Raw genomic sequence first — 13,326 nt, 5'->3', positions numbered from 1 at the left:
GGAACTTCCGGCGGAGACGGGACGACAAATGAGCGTGACTGCACCTTCCTCCGGGGCTGGCCGTTGGCCTGTCGTCCGGCCCTGGCTCGGCACGGCGGCCCGGCTCGGCCTCGCCGCCGTCTGGCTCGTGGCCGGCGCGTCGAAGGTCGGCGACCTCGCCGCCTCCGGGCGTGCCGTCAACGCGTACCAGGTGATGCCGTACGACGTGGCGAGCGTGATCGGCGCGGCCCTGCCCTTCGTCGAGCTGGCGCTGGGCGTGCTGTTGCTGCTCGGGCTTGCCACCCGGCTCGTCGCCGGGGTGTCAGCCGCACTCCTGGTGGTCTTCATCGCGGGGATCGCCTCGGCCTGGGCGCGGGGGTTGGCCATCGACTGCGGCTGCTTCGGCAGCGGCGGGCAGTTGGCCGAGGGACAGGCCCCCAGTTACCTCCCGGAGATCCTTCGGGACCTGGGATTCTTGGTACTGGCCGGATTTCTGCTGATCTGGCCACGTACGCCCGTCTCGGTGGACGGATGGTTGTCCGGCGAGCCCGTTGTGGAGGACGAGGATGAGTAGTCGCAAGGGGCAGCGGGACGCCGCCCGGGTGGTCCGCGAGCAACTCGCCCGAGAGCGGCGGCGCAGACGCACGATCTGGGTCTCGGCCGGGGCCGTCGTCGTCCTGGTCATCGCCGGTGTCATCGGCTGGGCCGCCTGGTCCAGCCAGCGCTCCGACGAGTTCACCACCCCGCCCGGCGCCAACGCGGCCGGCACCGGCATCGTCACCGGCGGCGGGCCGGTCACCGTCGACGTCTACGAGGACTTCCTCTGCCCGGCCTGCAAACAGTTCGAGCAGACCAGCGGGGCGACGCTCGAACAGTTGGTGGCCGAGAACAAGGCGAAGGTGGTCTACCACCCCGTCGCGTACCTGAACCGATTCTCCACCACCGAATACTCGACCCGGTCGTCGGCCGCCTCCGGCTGCGCCGCGGCGGGCGGCAAGTACCACGAGTACGCCAAGGCACTGTTCGCCCAGCAGCCGCCGGAGGGCAGCGCCGGGCTCACCGACGACCAGCTGATCGACATCGGTGTCGGCGTGGGCCTCGACCGGGGCTCCTTCGGCACCTGCGTGAAGGACAAGACCTACCGGGCGTGGACCGAACACGTCACCGACGACGCCAGCCGGAGCAACGTCACCGGCACGCCGACCGTCAAGGTCAACGGCAAGTCGGTCGACAACCCCACCCCGGACGCTCTCACCGCAGCCGTGGCGGCGGCCGGCAAGTGATCCGTACCCTGCTGACCCGGGCCGGCCTGGTCGCCACCGCGGCCTGCGCGGCCACCCTGCTCACCGCGGCGCCCGCCGCCGCGCACGGCGCGGACGCACCCGACGGCACCGACTACCGCACCCGGACCACCGGGGTCGCACCGGCACGGCCAGGGCTGGAGGTACGCGTCGTCGAGGCGGGCGCCCGACTGGAGCTGACCAACCGCACCGGCCGCGCCGTCGAGGTGATCGGCTACTCCGGCGAGCCGTACCTGCGGGTCGGCCCGGACGGGATCTTCGAGAACAGCCGCTCCCCCGCCACGTACCTGAACCGCACCATCACCGGGGACACCGCGCTCCCGGCCGAGGCCGACCCGGCCGCCCCGCCGTCCTGGCGGCGGATCGACGACGGGCCGACGGTGCGCTGGCACGACCAGCGCGCACTGTGGCGGGAGTCGGCACCACCGGAGGCGGTACGCGCCGCACCGGACCGGGAGCACCGGGTCCGCGACTGGACGGTCCCACTGCGCGACGGTGCCGACCCGGTGGTCATCGGCGGCACGCTCGACTGGGTGCCGCCGCCGGACGCGTACACCTGGTGGACGGTGACCATCGTGGGCCTGCTCGCGGTGGGCGCGCTCGGCCTGGTCGCCGCCGCCGCGCCGGCCGGCGCCCGCGCGCTGTCCGCCGTCGGCGCGTTGCTGGTCGTCGGCGGCGCACTGACCGTCGTGTACCCGGTGGGGCGGGAACTGGACGCGGGCGCGCAGGGTGTCGGCGGAGTGCTGGTCGGGCTGCTGTCCGGGCAGATCTGGTCGCTGCTCACCGGCCTCGGCGCGGTCGCCGCCGGTTGGTACGCGCTGGCCCGCCGCCCGGCCGCCGACTTCGCTGTGGCGCTGGCCGGGGCCTGCCTGGCGCTCTTCGGCGGCGCGGCGAACGCCGCCGTGTTCGCCCGGTCCATCGCCCCGGTGCCCTGGTCGCCCGAGGTCGCCCGCGTCATGGTGGCGGTGGTGCTGATCACCGGTGCCGGCGCGACGGCCGCAGGAGTCCTCCGCCTGCACGCCGCCTCCCGGGCCGCCACCGCAGCACCCCGGGCCGACGACGCCGAACGCGGAGCTACGGCCGCGGGGTGAAACCGTAGGGAAGTTCCAGGCGGTGGCGGGCCAGCAGGGCCTCGTCACGCAGCAGGTCTCCGGTGGGGGCGTCGGCGACGATCCGGCCACCGTCCAGGATCACCGAGCGTTCGCACAACTCCGCCGCGTACGGCAGGTCGTGCGTGACCATCAGCAGGGTCACCGGCAGGTCGCGCAGGATCTCGGCCAGCTCACGGCGGGCCGCCGGGTCCAGATTCGACGACGGCTCGTCGAGCACCAGGATCTCCGGGTGCATGGCGAGCACGGTGGCCACCGCCACCCGGCGGCGCTGCCCGAACGACAGATGCTGCGGGGCCCGCTCCCGGTGCTCACTCATCCCCACCGCCGCGAGAGCCTCGTCCACCCGCGCGGCCAGCTCCGCCCCGCGCAGGCCCAGGTTCGCCGGCCCGAACGCCACGTCCTCCGCCACCGTGGGCAGGAACAACTGGTCGTCCGGGTCCTGGAAGACGATGCCCACCCGGCGACGCACCTCGCCCAGGGTGGCCCGATCCGGCGTCACGGTCAGCCCGCCGACGCTCACGCTGCCCTCGGTCGGGGTGAGGATGCCGTTGAGATGCAGCACCAGCGTCGTCTTGCCGGCCCCGTTGGGCCCGAGCAACGCCACCCGATCGCCGCGCGGCACGCTCAGGTCCACCCCGTGCAGGGCGACATGCCCATCCGGGTACGCGTAGCGAACGCCACGAACGTCCAGCGAGACAGCGGTCTGCACGACACCGATCATGACAGCACGACGGCGGTGGCGGCGATGGAGGCCGCCAACACCGGCACGGTGGCCGCGACCAGCCACTGGCCGGTGGTCGCCGCGCCCTCGCTCTGCCACACGGCGGGCATCCGCCCGGTGTAACCCCGCGACAGCATCGCCAGATAGACCCGCTCACCCCGCTCGAAGGCGCGCAGGAACAGCGCCCCGATCCCGGCGGCGAAACCGCGCAACTGCCACAGGAAACGCGGGTCGTCACCCCTGGAGATCCGGGCCACCCGCATCCGCCGCGCCTCGCCGATCAGCACGTCGAGGTAGCGCAGCATGAACGTGGCGATCTGGGTGAACACCTGCGGGCAGTGCAGCCGGTCCAGCCCCACGATCAGGGCCCGGGTCGTGGTGGTCGCGGCGAGCAACAGCGAGGCGAGGACTCCCAGGGTGCCCTTGGCCACGATGTTCCACGCGCCGTGCAGGCCGTCCTCGGACAGCCGCAGGCCCAGCACCTCGACCCGGTCGCCGCTGCCGAGGAACGGCAGCGCCACCGCGAACAGCACGAACGGCAGCTCGATCAGCGCCCGGCTCAGCAACCACCGCGGCCCCACCCGGGCCAGCGCCGCCACCACCGCCACCAACAGGGCGTACGCGCCGAAGGCCCAGAACGCCGTACGCGGGGTGGCCACCACGGCGATGGTGAAGACCACCATCGCCACGATCTTCACCTCGGGCGGGAGCCGGTGCACCGGCGAGTCCGACTCGCGGTACAGCACGTGCCCGTGACCGGCACCCATCTGCGCGTACCCTGCTCAGCTGGCCGCGTCGGCGCGGCGCCGGACGTCGTCGGACGTCGCGGGGTCACCGTCGGTCGGGTTGGTGCCGTCGGTCGGCGTGGTGCCGTCGGTGGGCGTCGTGCCGTCGGTCGGGGTTGTGCCCCGGCGGCGCAGCAGCCAGAAGCCGCCAGCTCCGATCGCGAAGGTCACCAGCACCCCGAGCACCCCGGAGAGGCCGGTGGAGACGAAGCTGTTCCGCACGCCACGCACGCCGTAGTCGGCCAGCGGGCTGTCGGCCAGCTCGTGGTCACGGGCCTGCTGGGCGGGGCAACTGCCGCCGACGATGTTGTCGTCGGCGTCGACGGTGCAACCCTTGAGCAGGGACGAGTCCAGCCCGTCCGGGTGGGACGAGGCGTAGTTGCTCACCACACCGGCGAGCAGCAGGGCGACCAGCAGGCCACCGGCCAGGAAGGCCCAGGAACGGTTCTTCATCGGGCACCTCCGGTGACCGGGACAGCGGGGGCGGCAGGGGCGGCGGGCGTGCGCAGGGAGCGCAGCGCGTACACCAGGTCGGGGCGCACCTTCGCGACGGTGAGCACTGTGGTCGCGGTGATCAGGCCCTCGCCGATGCCGATCAGCAGGTGGACGCCCGCCATCGTGCCGGCCAGGCCGGTCAGGTTGTTACCCAGGTCGGTGGTGCCGCCCAGCCAGTACTGCAGGACGAAGCCCTGCGACGCGACCACCACGCTGAGCGTGGCGGCGACGAACGCCGTCACGGCCAGACCGGCCCGCGTACGGGGCAGCACCCGCAGCAGCACCGCGATCAGCACGTACGCCGCAGCGGTGCCGAGCAGCGCCATGTTCGTGATGTTGAGGCCGAGCATCGCCACGCCGCCGTCACCGAAGATCAGTGCCTGCACCACCAGCACCACGGCCACGCAGAGCGCGCCGACCCACGGACCGACCAGCATGGCGGCGAGCGCGCCACCGAGCAGGTGGCCGCTCACGCCGGCCGTGAAGATCGGGAAGTTGAGCATCTGGACGGCGAAGATGAACGCCGCCACCAGGCCCGCCATCGGGGCCAGCCGGTCGTCCAGGTCGCGCCGACCGCGCAGGACGCAGACGGTGAGCGCGGCAAGGGCCAGCGCAGCGAAGATGGCTGCAACCGGACCGTCGATGATCCCGTTCGAGATGTGCATCGCCAGTGTTTCCACGCGACCTCCCACGCGTCCGCGGGCCCGACCGGGCCGGCGTGGGTCAGCCTATTTCCCAAACCTCGTTGTTGCCAGAGTCTTGCAACAACGGATGAGCTTGATCACCTTCCAGGTCAGGTGTGGCGTCGGCACTTCGGCTGATCGGCTCGGCTTCCGTGAACGTCGGGGTGCCCGCTGGGTGATCGACTCGCCTTTCTTGATGTCGGGGTGTCCGCGGGTCGGGGATGCCCCGGTTTCCAGAACCACGAGTCGATCTTCACCCGCCGGCGCGGACCCGCGCGGCTCGCCGACGACGGCACCGGCCAACCCAGCGGTATCGTCGGGCCATGACCGCGCCCGACCGTCTCTCCGCCGGTGACCCTGCCCCCGAGTTCACCCTCGCCACCGACACCGGCGACCAGCTCTCCCTCGCCGACCTGCGAGGCCGCAAGGTCGTCCTGTACGCCTACCCGTCGGCGATGACCCCCGGCTGCACCAAGCAGGCCTGCGACTTCCGCGACTCGCTCGCCTCGCTCCAGGCCGCCGGCTACGAGGTCGTCGGCATCTCCCCGGACAAGCCGGAAAAGCTGGCGAAGTTCCGCGAGCGCGACGCGATCACCTTCCCGCTGGTGTCCGACCCGGACAAGGCGGTGCTGACCGCCTACGGCGCGTACGGCGAGAAGCAGCTCTACGGCAAGACCGTCACCGGCGTGATCCGCTCGACGTTCGTGATCGACGCCGACGGCAAGATCGAGCGGGCGCTCTACAACGTCAAGGCCACCGGCCACGTCGCCAAGCTCCGCCGCGACCTCGGCCTGGACTGATCTGTCGTACCGGGCCGCTACGTTCCATCAGTGGTTCGATACAAATACACGCCCGAAGCGTTGGCCGCCGCTGCCGCCGCCGCGCGCAACATCACCGAGGTGATGCGGTTGCTCGGCGTTCGCGTCAGTGGTGGCTCGCACGCGCACATCAGTCGGCAGCTCAAGAGATTCGGCATCGACACGTCGCACTTCACCGGTCAGGCACACAGCAAGGGTCGCCGAGGTGAACGGCGCACCACTTCAGCAGAGCTTCTGGTCGTGCTGCCCGAGGGTTCCCGTCGGACGCCCGGCGTGCGATTGAAGTGGGCGCTGGGCACACTCGGCGTGCCGCAGGAGTGCGAGGGGTGCGGGATAGGGCCGGTGTGGCGAGGCGCTCCACTCATCCTGCACGTCGACCACATCAACGGAGACTTCCTCGACAACCGGCCACCGAACCTGCGGCTCCTCTGTCCCAACTGCCACAGTCAGACCCCCACCTACGCCGGCCGACGGAACCGGGCTGGTATCCCCACCGTTCCCGTGCACCCGGCGCCCGGTGATCAGGAGCGCTCGCACGAGACTGCCGGATCCGGTCGCCGACCAGCAACGCGGGAGGATCTCGTCAACCTGTTCGGTCAGGTCGACGCGCAGCAGGTGACGGCCTTGGAGGCGGCACGGCAGTTGGACTGGTCGCCGGCCTATCTGCACAAGGTTCGGCGGAAGCTCGAGCAGGACGGAGTGTTGAGGCCACGTCCGGACCGCAGGTGGCGTTCGAGGGCTCATCGCGACGTGGTGATAGAACAGGCGCTGGCGCATCCGGATGTTGGACCGAAGCGGCTGTCGGGGATCCTCCGCAATCTGCCGGGCCGAGCATGCAGGGTGAGTCATGGCACGGTCTCGACCATCCTCAGGGAGGCCGGGCTCAACACCGTCGACGCCAGACGCTCTAGACTCAGGGCGTTGGCGGGAGTGGCGTAACGGCAGCCGCGCAGGTCTTAGGAACCTGTATCCGGAAGGATGTGGGGGTTCGAATCCCCTCTCCCGCACAGGTCGACACACACCCCCGCACCAGAGCGCGATTGTCGGGCGCGTCACTGTCGTGGGTCGCGGGCCTGGTCAGCGGGTCAGGATGGCGGGCGTGAGTCTGCATTTCGTCCTCGACCCCGACCTGACCCCGCAGCTGCGCGCCGAGATCGTCGATCTCTGGGCGGACGTCAGCAACGCCGGCGGCGCCGTCGGTTTCGTGCCGCCGGTCACCGCCGCTGACGTTCACGTCCTCGCCGACCCGACCTTCGCCGGTATCGCCGACGGTCCGGACCGGCTGCTGGTCGGCTACTCCGGCGACCGGCTGGTGGCGGCACTGATCTTCAGTGACAACCGTTTTTCGCTCAAGGCGCACTGGTGTGTGTTGAAGCGGGTGATGGTCCACCCGGACACTCAGGGCGCCGGCTACGGCGCCGCGCTGATGGTCGAGGCGGCCCGGTTGGGGCGGGAGTTCGGCCACGAGGCGTTGCACGTCACTGTGCGCGACGGGTTGGGGTTGGACAGGTTCTACGCCCGTCTCGGTTATCGGGAGATCGGCCGGCTGCCGCGCGCGTTGCGGGTGGCGCCCGGTGACGACCGCGACGAGATCCTGATGTGGCTCGACCTGACGCCGGTCGACTGAGCGGTCAGCCCGCGCACCAACGGGCGTTCGCTCCGGCCGGCTGGGTGGTCGGCGCACCGGTGGTTGGTGCGCTCGCCTTCGCCACCTCGACCGGACGGCGGGCCGGGGTCGGCGTGACAGCGGGTCGACTGCCGGGCGGACGGACCGATGTGGAGGCGCGCGGGGTGGCCGCCACGGCCCCGCGCCCGTACATCCGGACCACGCTGTTCTGCACCTGACCGGGTGCCAGGCGGACGCCGCCGACGGTGGCCCGGTTTCCGTAGACGTCGCTGACGCGGATGCTGAACGGGCCGGGCCCGGCACCGGAGTCGATCAGCCAGTAGTTGTAGTCCTGCCGGGCGGCCGACTGCCACACACCACTGTCGCCCTGCCGGACTTCGACGGACCGCAGCGGGTTGCCGTGATTCCCGACCCGGACGGCGAACCACCACTGCGACGCGCCCTCCTTCATCCGGAAGGTGAGCGGTCCGGGCAGCGGCGGGTTGACCACGGCGCGGTAGGTGACGGGGACGAGGCCCTGGACCGGGTCGGCGATCCGGGCGAACGCCTCGCGGGACAGATCGAGGTGCCCAGGCGCGCACTCCGGGCACTGGTCCATGATCAGCACTCGAACGGTGCCCTTCGGGCCGGTCACGTCGAGGAATCCGCCGCAGGCGGCAGCCGCGGAGTATTCGCTCGGGCCGAGCGCCACGTAGAGCCGGTTGGCCGGGGCGGCGGGGTTCGAGCAGTTGCCGCCGGCACCCTTCGAGTCGTAGAAGGTGGCCTTGCCGCTGTGTGTGGCGTTGCCGGTGGGTGGCGCGGCGGCGAGCGGCCGGGCGGCGGCGCAGGCCGGGGCGGAGCCGGACCGCAGGGTCAGGGTGAGGCCGAGTGCCGCCGCGAGAACGGTGACGCCGGTCGCCACCAGCCAGGGCACCGGGCGGGACGACGTCGCGGGCCGCTCCTCGGGAGCATGGTCCAGGTCGATGGTGATGTCGACAGCGCTCTCGTCCGTCACGACGGCGATGCTGCCGGACTCGGGCGCGAGCGGACAAGCCGGCTAAGCCAAAGCTAAGACAGCATCGACGGACGGTGATCGCCGCGTTCCGGTCGTGGGTCGGGCCCGCCCGTCAGGTCGCGAGGACGACCGGGGCTCCCACGGTCAGGGGTCCACTGTCGATCGGCACCAGGTGCAGTCCGAAGAGGAGCTTCTGCTGGACGTTGCGGTGTCGCCCGAGTGTGCGCAGGGGTTCCTTCGTGCGTACCCCGGTTTCCTGGTCCGTGGTGGTCACCACGCACCGGTCGCACGGCCCGGCGGCGCGAAACCGCAGGTCGCCGATGTGAAGCGACCGGCCGGCCCAGTCATCCTCGGCCCAGGACGGCGCCCCGTCGACCACCAGGTTGGGCCGGAACCGGGTCATCGGCACCGGTTCCTCCCCCGCCTCGGCGAGCCAGCCGTTGAGGGCGTCGAGGGAGGCGGTGTTGGCCAGCAGCAGCGGGTAGGCGTCGGCGAAGCTGACCTGGTCACCGGTGTCGTGTTCACGGTCCCCGGCGGCCAGGTGGCGGGTCGGCTGACCCAGCCAGACCAGCCGGACCGGTCGGCCGAGCAACGCGCCGAGCCAGTCGTCGGCCGCCGGGCCGGCCGGCAGCGCCGGGACCGGGAGCTTGCGGCTGCGGAAGGTGCGCACCGCGACCGGTGCACCGTCGGCCGGTTCGGGCACGTCGAGGTCGGACTGCCCGTCGGCGCTCAGCACCAGACCCCCGGGGCGCACTGTGGCGCGCAGGCCGACCAGCCGGGTGGTCTCGCGTTGGGTGACGCCGACGCCGTCGGCGTCCACGACCATCCAGCGTCGGTCGCCGGCCAGGCCCCACGGCTGCACGAACGCGCCGTCGTGGTCGAGCCGGTGGCAACCCTTGACGGGGTACGTGTGAATCGAGGTCAGCCGCACCCGGTCACCATGCCACGCCGATGCCGTCTCCCGGGTACCAGTGGTTGGCGGGGCTCTCCCGGTAGGCGAGGAACCGCCGTCCGGTGCGCTCGGCGTGCTCGGCGAGCACATTGGTGCTGGTGACGTTGTCGGTGAGCAGGATGGCGCCGGGGGCGAGCTTCGGCTCGACGGCGTCGAACTCGCGTTTCTCGTGGGCGCGACTGTGGTCGCTGTCGTGCAGGAAAAGGTCGACCGGGCGGTCCAGTGCGCCGATCGAGGCGATCGAGTCGCCGATCACCAGGTCGACGACTTCCGACCAGGGCTCGCTGGCGGCCAGGTAGCCGGCCTCGGGGTTGATGTCCAGTGACGTGACCCGACCCGGGTGGCCCTCCTGCGCGTTGCGGAGGAGGGCGGACGCCAGGACGCAGGTGCCCAACCCCTTGTCGACGCCGGTCTCCACCACGTGCGCGGGGTGGGTGGCGCGGACGATCGCGTACCACCCCACGCGTCGGGCGTAGTGGACGTGTTTGTCGGCGAGACCGCGTCGGGCTGCGGTGGCGGTGGCCCGCTCGATGTGGTGCCGCAGCACGTCGTCGGACTCGATTTCGGCAACGTAGCCACGGACCTGCTTGACCGGGATGTCGCAGACCACGCTGACGAACCAGGCCAGGTGGTGACGGCTGAGCTTGGTCAGCTCGTACGTGTAGTTGTGGTGTTCCCGGGAGGCGACCAGCCAACGAGCCGAGATGCGCAGCACCTTGGCGTCGTGGCGGGCGACCCGGGCGAGCCGCTTGGGAAACGCGGCGACGGGGGCGAGTGGGGTACGGGCGATGGCTCGGCGCAGCTGCGTGGCGTCCACCGCTGCTTCATACCAGGTTCGGGCGAACGTCTGGGCGGAAAGTCTTTTGGTCAGGATGTGAAACCATACGGCCCAGACGGGGGCACGTGCGCGTAACCCGCAATCAGTAGCATCGCGGCATGCAGTATCGCCAAGAGTACGCGGAGCCCGAGACCCAGCTCATCGCGGCGCAGCAACCATCGGAGCCGACCAAGCAGGCGCGCACCAAGCGCCCGCGGTGGCAGAAGGTCGCTTTGATCACCTTCGTGATCCTGGCACTGCTCGGCGGCGGCGGGATGATCGCCGGAGGCCTCTACTTCCGTTCGATCAACTCTGGCATCGAGCGGGTCGACGCCTTCGACGGTGTGCCGGAGGCCGAGCGTCCGCAGGTGGGTGAGAACGCCAAGGGCGCCATGAACATCATGATTCTCGGCAGTGACTCGCGCGACCCGGAGAGCGAGGCCGGCTCCCGCACCGACACGATCATCCTGGCTCACCTCCCGAAGGACCGCTCCAGCGCCCAACTCATCTCGATCCCCCGGGACAGCTGGGTCAGCGTGCCGAAGTCGTCAACGGGTCGGGGCGGCAAGGACGCGAAGATCAACGCATCGTTCGCGTGGGGTGGTGTTCCGTTGATGGTGCAGACGGTGGAGAAGTTCACCGGAGTGCGCGTCGACCACGTGGCGATCGTCGACTTCGGAGGCTTCAAGGAAATCGTCGACGCACTGGGCGGCATCAACGTGGACGTGGAGAAGGGTTTCACCACCCTGTACGCGCTGAACGGTAGCCGGACGTTCAAGGCTGGTCAGCAGAAGATGGACGGAGCGGCCGCGCTTGACTACGCACGCGAGCGGCACGCCTTCGCCGACGGCGACTTCGCGCGGATCCGGCACCAGCAGCAGGTCATCAAGGCGATTCTGGACAAGGCTGCATCCGGCGGAACGCTCGCCAACCCGGCCAAGCTGAACTCCTTTGTCAAGGCGACGGCGGACGCGGTTGCCGTGGACAAGGCCATGAACCTGCTTGACCTCGCCTCCCAGATGCGCGATCTGCGCAGTGGCAACCTGACGTTCCTCACCTGCCCCACCAAGGGCACCGGGATGATGGGCACCGAAAGCGTGGTTCTGGTCGACAAGGAGAAGGCCGCGAAGGTCTTCGGAGCGGTCCGCAACGACAACGTTCCGGAGATCCTGTCCGCCGCAAAGTAGGAGCAGGAACTGACTTGCCGGCCATGGTGGCGCACCTCGGCCGATCGTAGAGTTCGGTCGCCCTTCTGGTCGGGACACGTGACCGAGGGCTTTCACGGGGAGGTCCACAAGTGTCAGGCCAGTCTGCGACCAGCCATCCGCCCAAACCGCCGTACGGCGGACGACTCGACGTGCCGGGCGACGGGGGCCGCCTCTACGGTGGCGGCGCCCCACCTGTCCCGCAGTCGAGAGAGCCGGAGCCACAGGCGGAGGCTCCGCCTGAAATAGCCGGGTTGAGCACCACCGCCGTCCTGCCGTACGCCAGGTCCCGCACGTCGTCGCGGACCCGATGGCTGCGAGCGTGGATGATGGTCGCGCCCGTCGACCTGGTGGCGTTGCTCGCGCCGCTGCTGCTGAGCCAGAGCTACTGGCGCGGGACCATCGCCAATGCCGTCCTGACGCTGACCCTCTTCGCTGCCGGCGGCCTCTACCGGCCGCGCCGGCACGTGAGCATCCTCGACGAACTGCCGAGTCTCTGTGGGCGGCTGCTGGCCGCTGGCTCGGTCGTGGCCATCATCGCGGCCGAGCGGCACGCCTCGGTGGCGTACGTCGGCGGTTTCATGCGGGGCGTCGCGCTGTCCGCGTTGTTCGTGATCCTCGGGCGCGCGGCCAGCAGGGCGTTCACCGTCCTGTCCCGCAAGCGTCGGTGGGCGGAGCACAACGCGATCATCGTCGGGGGCGGCCCGATCGGTATCGAACTCGCACGGCTGCTGCGCCGTTATCCGCAGTACGGACTGCGCTTCGTGGGCTGCGTTGACGCTCCGTCACGGCAGGACAACGGCGTGCTTACCCTGAGTGGGACACTGACGGACCTCGAACACCTCGTCCGGCTGTCGGAGTGCGAGGTCCTGATCATCGCCGACCCGGACTGCCACGAGTCGGCCCTCATGGAAACTCTGCTCCAGCCGCGCAGCTCGCGCTGCGATCTGTGGGCCGTGCCCCGGCTGTGGGGATCCCGCTCCCAGAGCGGCTACCCCGACCACATCGGCGCGTTCCCGATCGTCAAGATCGGCGACATCTCGCTGAGCGGCCCGCGGTGGGCCATCAAGCGGGCGTCCGACATGCTGTTTGCGGGGATCGCTCTCCTCCTGCTGAGCCCGGTGCTGCTGCTCTGCACCATCGCCACGTTCATCGATGGTGGCCGGGGCATCTTCTTCTACCAGGAGCGGATCGGCCGGTACGGCAAGCCGTTCAAGGTCATCAAGTTCCGGTCGATGCGTCCCGTGAACGAGCAGGAGTCCCAGACCAACTGGTCCATCGCGCACGACAACCGGGTCGGCCCGATTGGCCGGTTCATGCGCCGGACGTCGCTGGACGAGCTGCCTCAGCTGTGGAACATCCTGCGCGGCGACATGAGCGTGGTCGGGCCACGGCCGGAGCGGCCGTACTTCGTCGAGAAGTTCTCGGCCGAGTACCCGAACTATGCGGCACGCCACCGCGTCCCCGTCGGGCTCACCGGGCTCGCTCAGGTCAGTGGCCTGCGGGGCGACACCCCGATCTCCGACCGGGCGCGGTTCGACAACTACTACATCGAGAACTGGTCGCTGTGGTTGGACGTCAAGGTCGTGCTCCGTACGGTCTCGGAGGTCTTCCGCGGCGGAGGCCGCTGACCGGACGCGAAAACCGCGGGTGATGGCACCGACGTTTCCAGAACCGTCGGCGCCACCACCCGCGGCGCTGTCAGATCACGCGGTGGGTGTGGTCTTGAGGGGTTCCCACCAGGTGCGGTTGTCGCGGTACCAGGCGACGGTGTCGGCGAGGCCGTGGTCGAGGGTGATGCTGGGGGTGTAGCCGAGTTCTTCGCTGATCTTGGTGA

Annotated in this window: 15 protein-coding genes, 1 tRNA gene and 1 pseudogene; 9 read left to right on the top strand and 8 right to left on the bottom strand. The window is 70.5% G+C overall.

Annotated features, from left to right (window positions below):
- Positions 1–28 precede the first annotated feature (28 nt).
- From KBX46_RS08850 to KBX46_RS08840, 3 genes are read left to right on the top strand one after another with little or no spacing between them, the layout of a single operon-like run.
- Positions 29–553, top strand: a complete 525-nt coding sequence (locus KBX46_RS08850; protein ID WP_210792062.1) for a MauE/DoxX family redox-associated membrane protein — start codon at positions 29–31, stop codon at positions 551–553.
- Positions 546–1,262, top strand: a complete 717-nt coding sequence (locus tag KBX46_RS08845; RefSeq protein WP_210792061.1) for a thioredoxin domain-containing protein — start codon at positions 546–548, stop codon at positions 1,260–1,262. The genes KBX46_RS08850 and KBX46_RS08845 overlap by 8 nt, the downstream gene beginning before the upstream one ends.
- Positions 1,259–2,371 carry a hypothetical protein gene (locus KBX46_RS08840; RefSeq protein WP_210792060.1) on the top strand — a complete coding sequence of 371 codons (1,113 nt, stop codon included), beginning with the start codon at positions 1,259–1,261 and terminating at the stop codon, positions 2,369–2,371. Before KBX46_RS08845 ends, KBX46_RS08840 begins: the two co-directional genes overlap by 4 nt.
- Here KBX46_RS08840 and KBX46_RS08835 read toward each other — a convergent pair.
- The 4 genes from KBX46_RS08835 to KBX46_RS08820 are packed head-to-tail and all read right to left on the bottom strand — an operon-like array spanning position 2,355 to position 5,073.
- Entirely contained in the window at positions 2,355–3,113 is a 759-nt protein-coding gene (locus KBX46_RS08835; protein ID WP_099850971.1) for an energy-coupling factor ABC transporter ATP-binding protein, read from the bottom strand. The two genes, KBX46_RS08840 and KBX46_RS08835, sit on opposite strands and share 17 nt — an antisense overlap.
- A complete protein-coding gene (cbiQ, locus tag KBX46_RS08830) occupies positions 3,110–3,880 on the bottom strand; it encodes a cobalt ECF transporter T component CbiQ (protein ID WP_210792059.1) in 771 nt (256 codons plus the stop codon). The genes KBX46_RS08835 and cbiQ overlap by 4 nt, the downstream gene beginning before the upstream one ends.
- A 15-nt stretch (positions 3,881–3,895) precedes the next feature.
- On the bottom strand, positions 3,896–4,351 hold the full coding sequence (locus KBX46_RS08825; RefSeq protein ID WP_247667226.1) for a PDGLE domain-containing protein: 456 nt from the start codon (positions 4,349–4,351) through the stop codon (positions 3,896–3,898).
- A complete protein-coding gene (locus tag KBX46_RS08820; RefSeq protein WP_099850968.1) occupies positions 4,348–5,073 on the bottom strand; it encodes an energy-coupling factor ABC transporter permease in 726 nt (241 codons plus the stop codon). Before KBX46_RS08820 ends, KBX46_RS08825 begins: the two co-directional genes overlap by 4 nt.
- A gap of 326 nt (positions 5,074–5,399) precedes the next feature.
- Here KBX46_RS08820 and bcp point away from each other — a divergent pair, with 326 nt between their 5' ends.
- The 4 genes from bcp to KBX46_RS08800 all read left to right on the top strand — a co-directional run bounded on the left by bcp (position 5,400) and on the right by KBX46_RS08800 (position 7,521).
- Entirely contained in the window at positions 5,400–5,876 is a 477-nt protein-coding gene (gene bcp / locus KBX46_RS08815) for a thioredoxin-dependent thiol peroxidase (protein WP_088946464.1), read from the top strand.
- A gap of 30 nt (positions 5,877–5,906) precedes the next feature.
- Positions 5,907–6,833 carry an HNH endonuclease gene (locus tag KBX46_RS08810; RefSeq protein ID WP_210792058.1) on the top strand — a complete coding sequence of 309 codons (927 nt, stop codon included), beginning with the start codon at positions 5,907–5,909 and terminating at the stop codon, positions 6,831–6,833.
- Positions 6,819–6,901: transfer RNA gene (locus KBX46_RS08805), tRNA-Leu, on the top strand. Before KBX46_RS08810 ends, KBX46_RS08805 begins: the two co-directional genes overlap by 15 nt.
- 92 nt (positions 6,902–6,993) lie before the next feature.
- On the top strand, positions 6,994–7,521 hold the full coding sequence (locus tag KBX46_RS08800; protein WP_210792057.1) for a GNAT family N-acetyltransferase: 528 nt from the start codon (positions 6,994–6,996) through the stop codon (positions 7,519–7,521).
- Positions 7,522–7,525: 4 nt separating this feature from the next.
- On the opposite strand, the gene KBX46_RS08795 is transcribed toward KBX46_RS08800, so the two are convergent.
- The 3 genes from KBX46_RS08795 to KBX46_RS08785 all read right to left on the bottom strand — a co-directional run bounded on the left by KBX46_RS08795 (position 7,526) and on the right by KBX46_RS08785 (position 10,284).
- Positions 7,526–8,515: an expansin EXLX1 family cellulose-binding protein gene (locus tag KBX46_RS08795; protein WP_210792056.1), complete on the bottom strand. Its 990-nt coding sequence runs from the start codon at positions 8,513–8,515 to the stop codon at positions 7,526–7,528.
- A 112-nt stretch (positions 8,516–8,627) separates the two neighbouring features.
- Positions 8,628–9,446, bottom strand: a complete 819-nt coding sequence (locus KBX46_RS08790) for an MOSC domain-containing protein (protein ID WP_210792055.1) — start codon at positions 9,444–9,446, stop codon at positions 8,628–8,630.
- 4 nt (positions 9,447–9,450) lie between these two features.
- Positions 9,451–10,284: a class I SAM-dependent methyltransferase gene (locus KBX46_RS08785; protein ID WP_210792054.1), complete on the bottom strand. Its 834-nt coding sequence runs from the start codon at positions 10,282–10,284 to the stop codon at positions 9,451–9,453.
- 275 nt (positions 10,285–10,559) lie between these two features.
- Between KBX46_RS08785 and KBX46_RS08780 the strand changes: the two genes are divergently transcribed.
- Positions 10,560–11,471: an LCP family protein gene (locus KBX46_RS08780; RefSeq protein WP_374223645.1), complete on the top strand. Its 912-nt coding sequence runs from the start codon at positions 10,560–10,562 to the stop codon at positions 11,469–11,471.
- Positions 11,472–11,743: 272 nt separating this feature from the next.
- Positions 11,744–13,120 (top strand): sugar transferase, encoded by a 1,377-nt coding sequence (locus KBX46_RS08775; RefSeq protein WP_247667224.1) that lies wholly within the window; start codon positions 11,744–11,746, stop codon positions 13,118–13,120.
- Positions 13,121–13,195: 75 nt separating this feature from the next.
- On the opposite strand, the pseudogene KBX46_RS32440 reads toward KBX46_RS08775, so the two are convergent.
- Positions 13,196–13,326 (bottom strand): annotated as a pseudogene (locus KBX46_RS32440) (dTDP-glucose 4,6-dehydratase); the annotation flags it as partial.

The sequence above is a fragment of the Micromonospora sp. C81 genome, assembly GCF_018070425.1.
Taxonomy (GTDB): Bacteria; Actinomycetota; Actinomycetes; order Mycobacteriales; family Micromonosporaceae; genus Micromonospora; species Micromonospora zamorensis.
Note: the sequence above shows the minus strand (reverse complement) of the source record. Positions and strands in the feature narration are given on the sequence as shown.

What these genes read in the sequence shown, in the direction of transcription:
- KBX46_RS08825 (WP_247667226.1), bottom strand. Translation starts at nt 4,351, where the DNA reads ATGAAGAACCGTTCCTGGGCCTTCCTGGCCGGTGGCCTGCTGGTCGCC.
- KBX46_RS08850 (WP_210792062.1), top strand. Translation starts at nt 29, where the DNA reads ATGAGCGTGACTGCACCTTCCTCCGGGGCTGGCCGTTGGCCTGTCGTC.
- KBX46_RS08780 (WP_374223645.1), top strand. Translation starts at nt 10,560, where the DNA reads ATGATCGCCGGAGGCCTCTACTTCCGTTCGATCAACTCTGGCATCGAG.
- KBX46_RS08845 (WP_210792061.1), top strand. Translation starts at nt 546, where the DNA reads ATGAGTAGTCGCAAGGGGCAGCGGGACGCCGCCCGGGTGGTCCGCGAG.
- KBX46_RS08835 (WP_099850971.1), bottom strand. Translation starts at nt 3,113, where the DNA reads ATGATCGGTGTCGTGCAGACCGCTGTCTCGCTGGACGTTCGTGGCGTT.
- bcp (WP_088946464.1), top strand. Translation starts at nt 5,400, where the DNA reads ATGACCGCGCCCGACCGTCTCTCCGCCGGTGACCCTGCCCCCGAGTTC.
- cbiQ (WP_210792059.1), bottom strand. Translation starts at nt 3,880, where the DNA reads ATGGGTGCCGGTCACGGGCACGTGCTGTACCGCGAGTCGGACTCGCCG.